Source organism: Lysobacter enzymogenes, from assembly GCF_900106525.1.
GTDB lineage: Bacteria > Pseudomonadota > Gammaproteobacteria > Xanthomonadales > Xanthomonadaceae > Lysobacter > Lysobacter enzymogenes.
The window spans coordinates 411,368-424,799 of the sequence record NZ_FNOG01000001.1 but is presented as its reverse complement, the minus strand read 5'-3'; the positions used below and the strand labels follow the sequence as shown (position 1 = coordinate 424,799).

Below are 13,432 nucleotides of genomic sequence, written 5' to 3'. Positions count from 1 at the left end.
TGCGGGAGGCTGTGGAGCGGAAACGAGCGAAGAGGAAAGAGGAACGAGCGTCGCGACTCGTTTCTCTTTCCTCTTCGCTCGTTTCAAGGCTTCCGGATCGCGCGCACCGCGAGATCGGTACGCATCGCCCCAACGCTAGACAGGCTTCTGTACCCGCGCGTAGCGCACATCGTGCGTCTGGCGATCCGCCGCGGCCACGCGCAGGCAATCGGCCGCCTGCGCTTCCAGTTCGGCGCGCTCGGCCGCGGCCAGGCGGCGGAACGGGAACACCGTCAGCGTCGCCGAGCGCGCGTCGCGCTGCAGTTTCCACACCCCGGCGACGAAGCCGTCGACCAGCACGGTCGCGGCGACCAGGCCGTTGCGCGTGTACACCGCCGCGCGCGCGGACGGGTCGAGGATGCGCTCGCGCTGCGTGTGGGCGAGCAGCACATTGTCGAACTCCGGCAGCAGGCGCGGCGCCGCCGGCAGCTCCGGTGGTGGCCGCGGCGCGTCGGGCAGGTCGAACAGTTCCGTGCCGTCTTCGTCGCGAAACACTTGCAACTGCGGCCGCAGCCGGCGCAGGCGTTCGGCCGGCGCGGACAGGCCCGACCACGCGCCGAAGTCGCGCGCGCTGGCCGGGCCGAACGCGCGCAGATAACGCAGCCCCATCGCATCGGCGGCGTCTTCGCCGGCCTCATCGGCGACCGCTGCGCCGAGCCAGTCCAGCGCGGTGGCGAAGGCCGCGGGCTTGTGCCAATCCCAACAGCCGGCCGGCGGCACGTGCACCAGCGCCTCGGCGCTGCGCACCAGCAGCGCCAGTTCGCCGCAATCGTGATCGGGCCAATGCGCGCGCAAGGCGTCGCCGAGCTCGGCCGCGTTCAACGGCGCGGCGCGCAAGGCCTCGAAGCCGGCGCGGCGCAGCGCGTCCAATTCCAGTCCGCGCAGCGCCTTGGCGTGGCCGCTGGCCAGCGACAGGCGCCGCAGCGCGGGCTGCAGCACCGGACGCAGCGCGCGATAGTCGGCGGCGCTGACCAAGTGCAAGGTGCCGCGCATCATCGTCGCGCGCACGATGCGCCGTTCTTGCAAGGCGCGGGTCAAATCGTCCAGCGCGAACCGCTGCAGCCGCGTCCACAGCCCCAGGTACGGCGGATTGGGCGCCTGCGCCTGCAATCCGACCAGACGCTCGGCCATCGCCTCGACCGATTCGTCGCTGCGTTCGAGCAGCGATTGCCGCGCCAACAGGGCACGGTTGAGCGCACGCGCGGACAGGGTCGGCGGCGCCGCGCCACGCGTTTTCGTCGTCATCGGCCCGGTCACCGGCGCGGACAGCGCGGCGGCCAGTCCGGATCGCCCTTGCCGTCGCGCCACAGGAACAGTTCGCCCGAGCGCTCGCCCTTGAGGTCGCACGCGAACAGCATCGAATGCCCGTCCGGCGACCACAGCGCGCCGATCTCGCTGCCGTTGGCGTCGATCGCCGGGCCGAGCTTGACCCGCTGCGACCAGCCATGCGCGCCGCGAACGCTCTGGTACAGGCCGTCGGCCGCCATCAGGACCATGCGCTTGCCGTCGGCGGAGACCAAAGGCTCATATTCGTCGTCGGGCGTATTGAGCGCCGGACCCAGGTTCTGCACGGCCCAGGCGCCGTCGCGGCCCTGGCGCGCGCGCCACAGGTCGGTCTTGCCCAGGCCGCCGGGGCGGTTGGATCCGAAGTACAGCCAACCGTCCGGCGCCAATCGCGGGAACCACTCGGCGTCGGGCGAATTGACCGGCTCGGGCAGGCGCTGCGGCCGGCCCCAGCGGCCTTGCGCGTCGCGCTCGACCCGCCACAGGTCGAGATCCTTGCGCTTGCCGCCCGCGGCCGGCGGCGCCGCGCCGTCGGGCGTGCGCGAGGAAATGAAGTACAACGCGCGGCCGTCCGGGGTGAACCATGGATCGGCCTCGACGCCGTCGCCGGCGAACGCCGGCTCGACCGGCTCGCTCCAGCCGTCGCCGCCGCAATGGCTGGTGAGGATGCGCCAGCCGGTGAAATCCGCTGCGCTGCGCACGAAGTAGAGATCGCCGGTGAGCGGGTCGAATGCCGGGTGCGATTCGAAGCGCGCGCTGGCGATGCGCGCCGGCGCCCAGGGCTCGACGCTTTCGCCGCGCGCGCCGAAGCCCGGAACGGCCGCGAATGCCGACGAGGCGGCCAGGCATGCGGCCAGCGCTGCGAGCGCGAGCCTCATGCGTCGTCCTCCGCGTACACCGCCACGTCCGGTTCGCCGTCTTCGTCGACGCTCACCGCGACCACGATCGGGCGGCAGCAGACCTGGCAATCCTCGATGTAGCGCTGGTCGCCGGCGGACTCGTCGATCAGCAGCTCGATCGGTTCGCCGCAATAAGGACAGTGCACTTCCACGCTGGGCAGCATGCGCGACTCCGGGAGGCGATGGCGGCCGCAGGATGCGCGGCGCGGGCGGTCCGCGTCCAGTGACGTTCCTCACCCGCGGCGAGCGGCGGCCGGGCTCACCGCGGCTTAACCCGACCCGGCGGAGTCTGGCGCTACACGGCCCGGCGGGCACGCCGCCGTGCCCGGCCGGTGCCGACCGGCGTCCCGTGCGGACGCCAGCGACGGCGGCGCGCGGAGGGCGACATGAAGACCCGCCATGTGTTCAGCACCCCCGATTTGATCGTCGCGCAAACGGCGATGGACGCCGCGCGCGAAGCCGGCGTGCGCGACGACGACATCCTGTTGATCGCGCGCTCGGACATCGAGCTCGAATCGATCCCCAACGAACGCAAGGAAGCCGACACCGACCTCATGCCCGCGGCGCTGCGCGGCGCCGGCTACGGCGGCGCGGCCGGACTGCTGGCCGGCTTGCTCGCGGTGGTGATCACCCCGATCGGGCTGACCGTGGCCGGCACCGCCGCGGCGCTGGCCGCCGGCGCGATGGTCGGCTGCTGGGCCTCGGCGCTGATGGGCTCGGCCCTGCCCGACCCGATCCGGCGCAAGTTCGACGCGCACATCCGCGCCGGCCGCATCCTGGTGGTGATCGATGGCGACCGCGATCTGCTCGGCCGCGCCGAAGCCTATGTGCTCGCGCACGCGCCCGGGGTCGAGATCCTGCCGTTCGACGCGCCCACTGCGCTGGCCTGAGGCGAGAGGCGCGGCGCGGCTGCGGCAGCGCGTTCGCCGCCTTCGTCGCGCGCGGCTGATGCGTGCGGGCGAACGCGCGTTCGCAACACGCGCCTGCGCCGACGCGCGACGGCGCGGCGCACGCGCATATGCAGCAATCGCGTGACGCGCGTACGCAGCGAATTCGGCCGCGTGCGGCACGGCATCTCGCCCGCTTACGATTTCCTAGCGCGCAAGCCTCATTGCGCGCGTGATCGCGGTTGAAGATCGCTCGCGGTGCGCGCGCGCCCGCGGCGAACTGCCGAGGCGGTCGCAAGATCGCGCACGCAGCGGGTGGCACTCTCGGCCGGCCTTTCCCAACGCACCACGCCGGAGAACCGCCATGAAGCTCACCTCGCTGTCCCTGTTGTGCGCCGCCGCGCTGGCGCTGCCCGCGGCCGCCGCGTTCGCACACGATGCGCAGGACGCGCCGGCCGACGCCGCGGCGGCCAAGGCCAATCCGTTCACCGCCACCGAAGTGGCGCGCTTCAACGAACCCTGGGCGATGACCTTCCTGCCCAACGGCCGCCTGCTGGTCACCGAGAAGCGCGGCCAGCTCAAGGTGCTGACCATCGGCGGCAGCGCGCAGACCATCACCGGCGTGCCGGCGGTCGCCTACGGCGGCCAGGGCGGCCTCGGCGATGTGATCCTGCATCCGCAGTTCGCCAGCAACGGCCTGATCTACATCAGCTACGCCGAGAAAGGCACGACCAGCGGCACCGCCGGCGCCACCGTCGCGCGCGCCAAGCTCAACCTCACCAGCACCGGCGGCTCGCTGAGCAATCTGCAGGTGCTGTGGCGCCAGCCCAAGGTCACCGGCAGCAATCACTACGGCCATCGCCTCGCGTTCGGGCCGGACCACAAGCTGTGGATCACCTCCAGCGAGCGGCAGAAGTTCGACCCGGCGCAGGATCTCAATTCGCCGCTGGGCAAGGTGATCCGGCTCAACGACGACGGCAGCGTGCCGACCGACAATCCGTTCTACAACCGCGGCGGGGTCGCCGCGACGGTGTGGTCGTACGGCCACCGCAACCTGCTGGGCATCGCCTTCGATGCGCAGAACAAGCTGTGGATCCACGAGATGGGCCCGGCCGGCGGCGACGAGCTCAACCTGATCGAGCGCGGCTCCAACTACGGCTGGCCGGTGGTGTCGCAGGGCGATCACTACGACGGCACGCCGATCCCGCGCCACAGCACCCGCCCCGACCTCAACGCGCCGGAAGCGTGGTGGACGCCGGTGATCGCGCCGGCCGGCTTCGTGATCTATTCGGGCACGCGCTTCCCGGCCTGGGCCGGCAGCGGCCTGATCGGCGGCCTGGCCTCGCAGGCGCTGGTGCGGGTCAAGTTCAACGGCAACACCGCAGCGGAAGCCGAGCGCTATCCGATGGGCAAGCGCATCCGCGAGGTCGAGCAAGGGCCGAACGGGGATGTGTGGCTCCTGGAGGACGGGACGAACGCGCGCTTGCTGCGGTTGACGCCGATCTGATGCGGCGGCGGTTGTTGCGACGATGGCAAGAGCGGGCTACGGCCCGCTCTTTCGTTGCTGGCCTTGCTGCGGTTTCGCAAGCCAGGGTGCTGAGATCGGAAACGCCGCTGCGAACCCCACGTACCGTCGCGCGCGCGAACCCCACCTATCGTCATGCCCAGAACCCTACCCATCGTCATTCCCGCGAACGCGGGCTCTGTTTTACTTCGGCGAAGCCGAACATCCAGGGCTTCACCGAAGCATGACGCTGAAGTCTCTGGATCCCCGCCTTCGCGGGGATGACGGCTGGAAGCGGCGCGGGGAAACCCACTTGCCGCGAAATCCGCTCGCGACACACCCACTGCACCTACTCACAGCGAAACCCACCTAACGTCATGCCCGCGAACGCGGGCATCCAGGGCTTCACCGCGGCATGACTCTGAAGTCTCTGGATCCCCGCCTACGCGGGGATGACGGCTGGGAGCGGCGCGGGGAAACCTACTTGTCGCGAAAGCCGCTCGCGACACCCACCACACCTACTCACAGCGAAACCCACCTAACGTCATGCCCGCGAAGGCGGGCATCCAGGGCTTCACCGCAGCATGACTCTGAAGTCTCTGGATCCCCGCCTTCGCGGGGATGACGGCTGGGAGCGGCGCGGGGAAACCCACTTGCCGCGAAATCCGCTACTGCGCCGCCCGCAACGCCGGCTTGCGCGTGCCCAGCGCCAGTTGGTAGCTCTGCAGCAAGGCCTCGACCTTGGCGATGTATTCCTGCGTCTCGCGATACGGCGGCACGCCGCGGTAGCGCGTCACCGTGCCGATGCCGGCGTTGTAGGCGGCGGTGGCCAGGGTCAGGTCGTTGTTGTAGCGGCGCAGCAGCGACTTGAGGTGGCGCGCGCCGGCCTTGATCGATTCTTCCGACGAGAACGGATCGCCGACGCCGTATTCCTTGGCAGTTTCCGGCATCAGCTGCATCACGCCCTGCGCGCCCTTGCTCGACACCGCCTTGGCGTCGAAGCCGCTTTCGGCGTGGGCGATCGCGCGCAGCCAGGCGTCGTCCAGGCCGTTGGCCTTGGCGGCGCTGCGGAACTGCGCGGAGAACTTGTCCAGTTGCGGCTTGCCGACCTTGCCCAGGCCCGGATGCGCCGGCTCGCCCGGCGGCGTTTCCACGGTGAAGCCCATCACCCGCACCGAGCCGGGCAGGTTGCGCGTGCTGTAGACGGTCTTGCCGTCCTGCTGGCGTTCGTAGAGGTTGCCGTTGATGACGCCCATCTCGCCCCACAGGTTGGGCAGCTTCACCGCGTCGTCGTCGATCTGTTTGGCTTCGCAGCGCGAGCCGGGCTCGGGCGCGGTGGCGAGGCTGACGGTGCCGTCGCGCACGCAGCGGTAGACGGTGCGCGCCTGCGCCGCGGTGCTCGCCAAGGCCAGCAGCGCCACGGCGGCGGCCAGGCGCAAGGCAAGGGTTCGGGCGGGCGCGGCGGCGATCATGAGGCGCGATTCTAGGGCCGCGCGCGCGGCCGCACAGCGCCGGAAGTCAGGGGCCGGGGGCTGCGTTCATTCAGGTCAAGACGCCGTGGGCGGATGGGGCGAAGTGCGCGACGTCGGGGACGAAAGCCTCGGGGGCTCAAGCCCCTCCCACAAAATCAGAGCCTTGCCGCACAACCTGCAGCCGCTGCCGCAACCCCGACCCGCCGCAGCGCGCGTGATGTGGGAGGGCCTTCAGACCCGACGCTTTCCGGCCCGACGCGGTGAGGCGCCCGTCAGCCAAGCGGCGAAGCGCCCATCGGCCAAAAAGCGGGCGCAACGCGATCGACTCGCCCAACCACGCCGCGCCCGAGTGAACCCGCCCGAGCGAACTCGATCCGGGTTCTTCGCTGTCCGATCGGTTGCGGCCCGACCGGTACTGCCTGAATGCCGCGGCCGATCCGTAGGGCCGGCCGCGGCATTCTAGAAACGATGTACGACCGGATCGCCACCGCCTCGGCGCAAATCCGGCAGCGGCGGCCGGGCATGCCGGCCGCCGCAAGGATCAGCCGCCGTCGCCGCTGGTCGGCGGCGGCGCGGCGGCCGCATCGGCCGGCGCGCTCGCGGGGGCGGTGGACGCGGCCGGCGCGGCCGGCGTGGTTTCGCCCTTGCTCTTGCAAGCGGCGAGCGACAGCGCGCCGAGCACGATGGCGGCATAAGCGGCAAAGCGCAGATCGATCTTCATGGAAGCATGCACCTCAGATGGTTTCGGCCGGCCTCGGGGTCGCGGCGCGGCCGGGTGGGCCACGGCCGCGGCTGCGGCGCGGTGCGGGGGAACACCGGGGGACCGCCGCAGCCGCGGCCGGCTGCACGTGCCGCAGGGGAAGTGGGACGGCACGGGCTGCACACTGCCGTCATCGCGATGAACGAAAACGGGGGCACACACTTCGCCGCTACGTTTGTTTAACCAACCCGCGACAGCGCTGCGTTAGGCCGCGACCGGATCGCGGCGCAAAGCGTGATCGCTTAATCGCTATTCGCACCGCGCGCGCCGGCGCCGCGGCTGAACGCAACAAAACGTTTACGAACGCCGCCGATTCAGCGCGCCGCGCCCGGCGCCGCGCCCGCTCATGACGATGCCGGCGCCGCACATGCCGCAGTGCGCATTGCAGTGCGCGCCGCGCTGGCTCTAAGGTGGCCCGATTGCGGCCGCCCGCGCGCGCCGCCCGCCACCGAGCGAGGGGACCATCGTTTTGAGCCAGCCGTCGAGCGAGCCGACTTCCGTCCGCGCACCTGCCGTTTCCCCTTCCGCCTCCCAATCCGGCTCCGAACCCGGCGACTCCGGCACCGTCCGCGCGGTCAGCCGCTGGCAGATCGTCGGCCTGTCGATCAACGACGTCATCGGCAGCGGCATCTACCTGCTGCCGGCCACCGCGGCGATGCTGCTCGGCCCGGCCAGCCTGTGGGCGGTGCTGCTGGCCGGCTTCGCCGTCGCCCTGCTGGTGCTGTGCTACGCGCAGGCGGCGAGCTATTTCGACCAGCCCGGCGGCGGCTACCTGTATGCGCGCGAGGCGTTCGGGCCGTTCGCCGGTTTCGAGGTCGGCTGGATGCTGCTGGTGACCCGCATCTCCACCGCCGCCTCGCTCAGCAACGGCCTGGCCGAGGCGGTGGCGCTGTTCTGGCCGGCGGCCAAGGCCGGGCCGGCGCGCGTGTTCATCGTCGCCGGCTCGCTCGGCCTGCTGGTGCTGATCAACGTGCTGGGCGTGCGCACCGCCGCGCGCGCCGGCGTGGCGCTGGCGATCGGCAAGCTGGTGCCGCTGGTGCTGTTCGTGGCGATCGGCGCGTTCTACTTCGATCCCTCGCTGCTGCGCAGCGATGCGCCGCTGCCGATGGACCACCTCGGCGAAGCCGCGCTGCTGCTGTTGTTCGCCTACGCCGGCTTCGAGAACCTGCCGGCGGCCGCCGGCGAATACCGCAATCCGCGCCGCGACGTGCCGTTCGCGCTGCTGACCATGATCGTGCTGGTGACGATCATCTATTTCACCGTGCAGCTGGTCGCGCTGGGCACGCTGCCCGGCATCGCCTCCTCGAGCAGCCCGCTGGCCGAAGCCGCCGCCCACTTCAGCGGCACCGGCCTGGCGTTGGTGCTGACGGTGGGCGCGGCGATCTCGATCCTGGGCACCAACAGCAACACGGTGATGATGGGGCCGCGCTATCTGCTGGCGCTGTCGCGCGACGGTTACGGGCCGCGCGCGCTCGGCGAAATCCATCCGCGCTTCCATACCCCGACGCGGGCGGTGCTGTTCCTCGGCGCGATCGCGCTGGTGCTGGCGCTGACCGGCTCGTTCCAGCAGCTCGCGCTGCTGTCGGTGGTGGCGCGGCTGTGCACCTACATCGGCACCGCGGTGTCGGTGCTGGTGCTGCAAAAACGCCACCGCGGCCGCGAGGGCGCGCTGCACCTGCCCGGCGGGCCGCTGATTCCGATCGCCGCGATCGTGCTGTCGCTGGGGCTGCTCGCCAGCGCCAGTGCGCAGAACCTGATCGCCGCGGCGGTCGCGCTGCTGGTGGGCGCAGCGATCTACAAGCTGCGGCGCAAGCCGGAGGCGGACGCGGCCGCCTGATCGCGGCGAACGTCGCGGCCGCTACCTGTAGGAGCGACGCGAGTCGCGACCGCGAAACTTCGCTTGCGTCGCAGGCGCGATGTCGCGGTCGCGACCGCCTGATCGCGGCGAACGTCGCGACTGCTACCTGTAGGAGCGACGCGAGTCGCGACCGCGAAACCTGGCTTGCGTCGTAAGCGCGATGTCGCGGTCGCGACTTGCGTCGCTCCTACAGGGGGGCTTCGGGTGGATCGCGCTTGACCTAAACTAAAGTTCAGGTCTTAGCCTGCCGGCAGTTTCCAGCAGGATCTGCGTTCATGGCTTCCAATCTCCGCCTCGCGCTGGTCTACGGCAGCGCGCGCGAAGGCCGTTTCTGCGATGTGGTCGGCGCCTGGGCGCAGCGCCGCGTCGCCGCCCACGGCGGGTTCGACACCGACCTCATCGATCCGGCGCAATGGCCGCTGTCGGGCCGCGCCGACGAGGCGCCGCTGCAATCGCTGCGCCAGCGTCTGCATGCGGCCGATGCGTTCTTGATCGTCACGCCCGAGTACAACCACGGCTATCCGGCGCCGCTGAAGGCGCTGATCGATGCCTGCTACGAACCGTGGCGGGCCAAGCCGGTCGCGTTCGTCAGCTACGGCGCCAGTTCCGGCGGGCTGCGCGCGATCGAACAACTGCGCCAGGTGTTCGGCGAATTGCACGCGGCGACCTTGCGCGACTGCGTGTGCCTGGTCCATGCCGGGCGTCAGTTCGGCGCCGACGGCGAACTGCGCGAGCCGCAAGCCACGCATCGGGCGATGGACGTGGCGCTGGCGCGGCTGCGCTGGTGGGCGCTGGCGCTGCGCGAGGCGCGCGAGGCGATGCCGTATGAAGCGGCGGCTTGAGCGGCGGCGCCGGATGGCCGCGCCGGTTCGAAGCCGGCGCAAGCTGCGCTGTGCGGGCGACGACGTCCGCTGAAGCGCCGCGCGCTCAGCGCAGCGGCGGCGCCGGCAGCGGCGGCGGCGCGCCTTCGGGCAAGGCCACGAGCTGCCGCTGCAAGTCGTACAGCACCTCAGCGTCGCCCGGCTGCCAGTCGCGCGCTTCGTTGCCGCGGAAGCGGCGATGGAACGCGGCCAGCGCCGCGCCGGGGTCGCGCAGGTCGTAGCCGACCAGGCGCAGCGCCGCCCACGGGTCGAACCCCGGCGGCGGCGCAGCCAGCGGTTCGCGCGGCCACAGGCCGAAACCGGCCTCGGCCAGACGCTTCCACGGGAACTGCACGCTCGGGTCGCTCTTGCGCTCCGGCGCGAGGTCGCCGTGGGCGAGGATCGCCTGCGGCGGCAGGCCCAGCCGGCGGGTCAGATCGGCCAGCAGGCGCAGCAGGCTCTGAATCTGCGCCTCGGCGAAAGGTTCGCTGCCGTCGTTGTCGAGCTCGATGCCGATCGAGGCCGAATTCAGATCCGACACATCGCCCCAGCGGCCCGCGCCGGCGTGCCACGCGCGCCGCTCTTCGGCCACCAGCTGATAGATGCGCCCGTCCTCGCCGATCAGGTAATGCGCGCTGACCTTGCCCTGCGAGTTCGCGGTCTGCAGCGTGCGCAAGGCTTCGCCCACGCTGTCCATCTGGGTGTGGTGCAGCACGATCAACTGCGCGCGCCGCTCGTTGAAGTTGGGCGAGCCGCGCCACTGCGCCAACGGATTGTGCGGCGGCGCGCTGGCGCAGCCGGCCAGGACGAGCGCCAGCGCGACGGCGCCGAGCGAAGGAAGGCGGCGAAGGTTCATGCGGTCTTCGAGGCGGGAAAAACCCAGTGTAGGGCAAGCGCGCCGGCCTCGGCGGCGGCGCCGGCGGGCGCGGTGCGGCGCGCTTACAACTGTCACCTGCGCCGCGTTCGGTGACCCAGTCGGCGTTGGCGGCGCCAGCGCGCGCCTACAGTGCCGGCGTCGCGGGCGCGCTGGCGTCGTCCGCTGCTATCGGAGGATCGCGCATGAAACGCAAGTCGCAGGTTTGGCTGGCCGCATTCGCGCTGGCCGCGTTCGGATTCGGTTTCGGCGTCCAGGCCGCCTCGTCGGCGCCGCCGGACAAGGCGCTGTGCAGCATCAAAGTCTGCCAGGACCGCTGCGGCGGGCTGCCGGGCTGGAATCCCGGCAACGGCCAGCCCTGCCGCTGCTGCGATTGAACCCATCGCACGGTCGCGACCGCGCCGCAGCGGCGCGGCCGTCGACCGAACGGTCGTATCCGCGCGCCGGGCGTGCGGCCGCTGCGTTTAGCGGATGCCGGGACGCTCGAGCTGCGGCTCGGCGCGGTTCTTCTGCTCGTCGCGGCGCTGCGACACGCTCTTGCACACCTTCTCGATGCGGTTGGAACCGATCGAGCGCACCCGCTGGCAGACCACCTTCTCGTCCGGATCGGCCGAGGCGGTCGCATTGCCGGAGGCCTGGCCGATCCAGGCCAGATCCTGGTGCGCCTGGTCGCGCTCGCTGGCGCTAAGCTGGTCGTAGCTGCGGCCCTGCAGCAGCTGGTTCAAGCGGTCCTGGCGCGTGCGCAGTTCGTCGCGCTTGGCCGGTTCGAGCTTGGCGTAGTCGCCGCGGCCGGCGTCGATGTCGCCGCGGATCTGCTTCTGCTGTTCGAGCACGCTGGCGGTATCGAAGGGCTTGGGCTCGCCCGAGGCGGACGCCACGGCGCACACGCCGGCCAGCAGCAGGCCGGCCACGCATTGGCCGAGCAGGCGCGAAACGGGCGCGCGCGAAGAAATGAAACGGTGCGACAACAGGTTCGACTCGATCTTGCGCATGACTCCCTTGCCTCGTCGATGGCGGCCGCGAACGCCGCAGGATCGGGCCGGGGCGGCCCTTCGCTTTCCATTGAGTAGTGCCGGTACCGCACGGGGACCGCTTGCGGCGCGTTCCCCGACGCGACCGGAAGGCCGATCCTAAAAGAGACCGGCGGCACAACTCCATAGACTTTCGACCTAGGCGCACTGTCAAAACTTTGCCGACTCGGGCGCTTGACAAGCGCATGCGGCCGGCCCGCGACGCGCGCGGGCCGGCCCCAGCGATCGGGCGTCCTGCGATCAGGCCGCAAGGATCAGGGCTTGAGCCAGTTGTTGGTCACCGCCAGCATCGACAGCAGCTTGACGCTGTCGCCGTAGTAATCGCTGGTGCTGCCGTTGGCGAGGTAGGTCCATAGCTTGTCGAGCCAGGCCTGGTCGGTGTCCACGGTGGCGGCGACCGCGAACGGCGCGGTGAAGAAGGTGCTGTTGTAGTTCTCGGTCACCGTGCCGTCGAGCTTGTAGCCGCTGCGGATGTTGTTGGCGTTGTTGCCGGCCTTGACCTTGATCCACTGGCTGAGCTTGCGCGCGGCGTTGCGCGAACGGCTGTCGCCGCTGACCGCCGCGTCGATGCCGATGCGCCACGGCACCCGGCCGGCGTTCCACGAGTACGCGCCGTCGTATTCCGATTCCAGGAAATTCGCCGGCGCCGGCTTGGCCGTGGCGTTGGTGTTGACGATGAAGTCCGGCAGCAGGCCGGTGTTGGGCGCGTAGCTGCTCTGCATCTTGCCGATCAGGGTCTGGTGGGCGTCGAGCACGCCGGTCCAGTAGCTGTCGCCGAGCTTGCTGGCGAAGCCGCGGAAATGGCCGAGCATCCAGTCCGAGCTGCGGGTGGAGTTGTAGTAGTTCGGCTCGCTGCTGCTGACCCAGTCGCCGAGCGTGACCAGCTTGGTGCTGGCGTTGACGTTGCTGCTGCGGATCGCGGCGATCACTTTGCGCGCTTCGGACAGGTAATTGATCGAGCCGGCCGAGCCCCATTGCAGATCGGCGAGCAGCAGCGCGTAAGCGATGTCGAGGTCGCCGTCGGTGGCCGAATCGGGACCGGCCACGTTCTTGCAGTTGGCGTCCTGCGCCCACGCCAGCAGCGCCGGATTGCCGCTGCTGGGATGGCCGCGGTTGTAGCGGTGCAAGCCGTCGAACAGCGTCTGCGCGTCGGGGTCGTTGCCGGCCATCATCACCGTGATGAGCATGCCGTAGCCCTGCCCTTCGGACACCACATACGCGGTGTCGGTGCTGGCCTTGACCCGGTATTCGCCGGCCTTGCAGCCCGCGACCAGATAGCGCTGCTTCCACGCGCGATAGAACGAGGCGGTGGATTGATCGGCCGCGGCGCGGCCGACGCTGGGGCTGAGCGTGCCGCTGACGTAGGCCTGGCGATGGCTGCCGAACGGGTAGTTCGGTGCGGCCTGCGCGGCGAGCGAGGCGCCGAGCGCGGCGGCGGTGGCCAGGACCAGCGACAGCAGTTTGAGGCCGCGGCGCGGTAAGGCGGTGGCGTGGTGCATGGGAAGTCTCCGCAAGAGGAAGGTCGGTGGGCGACCGCGCACGCAGCGGCGCGCGCGGACGCCAGGCGTCCGCGCCGCGACGGCGGCGGGAGGGGAACTACGCAGCGCGGCGGGTGCGGCGCAGCGCGCACGGTCGGGTGCGGCCGCGGCGACGCGCATGCTTCGGCGCTGCGGGCGCAAGCAGGCTAGCGCGGACGCAAGCGGCAAAGCGCGACCGCCGTCATCGCACGCATGAACGCAGTTGCGTGGGTTCGCAGATCGACTTTGGTCGTAGCGCGGCGGGTGCGCGCAGTCGCGGTATACGCGTGCCGGCGGTTGCAGTCGCGGGTGGGGCGTTGCGCTTGGCGCCGCCGGAGGATCGGTTTCGCGGCTTTTGGCCGGGGCCGCCGCGTCGCATGGGAGCGCAAAGCGTCGGGCCTGAAGGCCCTCCCACAAGAGCCGCTCGGTGCTTGTGGCCTGGCTCGC

The 13,432-nt window shown here is 70.9% G+C and carries 13 protein-coding genes; 5 read left to right on the top strand and 8 right to left on the bottom strand.

Translation table 11 applies throughout. The annotated features are described in order from the left end of the window. Nucleotides 1-135: 135 nt before the first annotated feature. Genes BLU84_RS01825 through BLU84_RS01815 form a run of 3 tightly spaced genes read right to left on the bottom strand, consistent with a single transcriptional unit; the run spans nucleotide 136 to nucleotide 2,386 of the window. Complete coding sequence (locus tag BLU84_RS01825; RefSeq protein ID WP_074863261.1) at nucleotides 136-1,284, bottom strand: winged helix DNA-binding domain-containing protein; 1,149 nt, start codon at nucleotides 1,282-1,284, stop codon at nucleotides 136-138. Nucleotides 1,285-1,292: 8 nt separating this feature from the next. Continuing rightward, on the bottom strand, nucleotides 1,293-2,201 hold the full coding sequence (locus tag BLU84_RS01820; protein ID WP_074862134.1) for a TolB family protein: 909 nt from the start codon (nucleotides 2,199-2,201) through the stop codon (nucleotides 1,293-1,295). Beyond that, complete coding sequence (locus tag BLU84_RS01815; RefSeq protein WP_074862131.1) at nucleotides 2,198-2,386, bottom strand: CPXCG motif-containing cysteine-rich protein; 189 nt, start codon at nucleotides 2,384-2,386, stop codon at nucleotides 2,198-2,200. Before BLU84_RS01815 ends, BLU84_RS01820 begins: the two co-directional genes overlap by 4 nt. Nucleotides 2,387-2,608: 222 nt before the next feature. Here BLU84_RS01815 and BLU84_RS01810 point away from each other — a divergent pair, with 222 nt between their 5' ends. Both BLU84_RS01810 and BLU84_RS01805 read left to right on the top strand, forming a co-directional pair. Beyond that, the gene (locus BLU84_RS01810) at nucleotides 2,609-3,112 is read left to right on the top strand and encodes a hypothetical protein (RefSeq protein WP_074862129.1); all 504 of its coding nucleotides are present in this window, start codon (nucleotides 2,609-2,611) and stop codon (nucleotides 3,110-3,112) included. 361 nt (nucleotides 3,113-3,473) lie between these two features. Further along, nucleotides 3,474-4,616, top strand: coding sequence for a PQQ-dependent sugar dehydrogenase (locus BLU84_RS01805; RefSeq protein WP_074862127.1), 1,143 nt, complete (start codon nucleotides 3,474-3,476; stop codon nucleotides 4,614-4,616). Between the two features lie 665 nt (nucleotides 4,617-5,281). Here the strand turns inward: BLU84_RS01805 and BLU84_RS01800 are convergent. Beyond that, nucleotides 5,282-6,085 (bottom strand): lytic transglycosylase domain-containing protein, encoded by an 804-nt coding sequence (locus tag BLU84_RS01800; protein WP_074862123.1) that lies wholly within the window; start codon nucleotides 6,083-6,085, stop codon nucleotides 5,282-5,284. 541 nt (nucleotides 6,086-6,626) lie between these two features. Then, complete coding sequence (locus BLU84_RS01795) at nucleotides 6,627-6,806, bottom strand: hypothetical protein (RefSeq protein ID WP_074862120.1); 180 nt, start codon at nucleotides 6,804-6,806, stop codon at nucleotides 6,627-6,629. A 628-nt stretch (nucleotides 6,807-7,434) separates the two neighbouring features. On the opposite strand from BLU84_RS01795, the gene BLU84_RS01790 reads away from it, so the two are divergent. Together BLU84_RS01790 and BLU84_RS01785 are read left to right on the top strand one after the other, a co-directional pair. Next, nucleotides 7,435-8,682, top strand: a complete 1,248-nt coding sequence (locus tag BLU84_RS01790) for an APC family permease (protein ID WP_074863260.1) — start codon at nucleotides 7,435-7,437, stop codon at nucleotides 8,680-8,682. 296 nt (nucleotides 8,683-8,978) lie between these two features. Beyond that, on the top strand, nucleotides 8,979-9,545 hold the full coding sequence (locus BLU84_RS01785; RefSeq protein WP_074862118.1) for an NADPH-dependent FMN reductase: 567 nt from the start codon (nucleotides 8,979-8,981) through the stop codon (nucleotides 9,543-9,545). A gap of 85 nt (nucleotides 9,546-9,630) precedes the next feature. Here the strand turns inward: BLU84_RS01785 and BLU84_RS01780 are convergent, their stop codons facing one another. Then, on the bottom strand, nucleotides 9,631-10,419 hold the full coding sequence (locus BLU84_RS01780) for an N-acetylmuramoyl-L-alanine amidase (RefSeq protein ID WP_074862115.1): 789 nt from the start codon (nucleotides 10,417-10,419) through the stop codon (nucleotides 9,631-9,633). A 203-nt stretch (nucleotides 10,420-10,622) separates the two neighbouring features. On the opposite strand from BLU84_RS01780, the gene BLU84_RS01775 reads away from it, so the two are divergent. Next, complete coding sequence (locus BLU84_RS01775) at nucleotides 10,623-10,814, top strand: hypothetical protein (protein WP_074862112.1); 192 nt, start codon at nucleotides 10,623-10,625, stop codon at nucleotides 10,812-10,814. Nucleotides 10,815-10,901: 87 nt separating this feature from the next. Here the strand turns inward: BLU84_RS01775 and BLU84_RS01770 are convergent, their stop codons facing one another. Next, on the bottom strand, nucleotides 10,902-11,429 hold the full coding sequence (locus tag BLU84_RS01770; protein ID WP_074862109.1) for a hypothetical protein: 528 nt from the start codon (nucleotides 11,427-11,429) through the stop codon (nucleotides 10,902-10,904). Between the two features lie 293 nt (nucleotides 11,430-11,722). Continuing rightward, a complete protein-coding gene (locus tag BLU84_RS01765; protein WP_083382245.1) occupies nucleotides 11,723-12,967 on the bottom strand; it encodes a family 8 glycosyl hydrolase in 1,245 nt (414 codons plus the stop codon). Nucleotides 12,968-13,432: the final 465 nt, after the last annotated feature.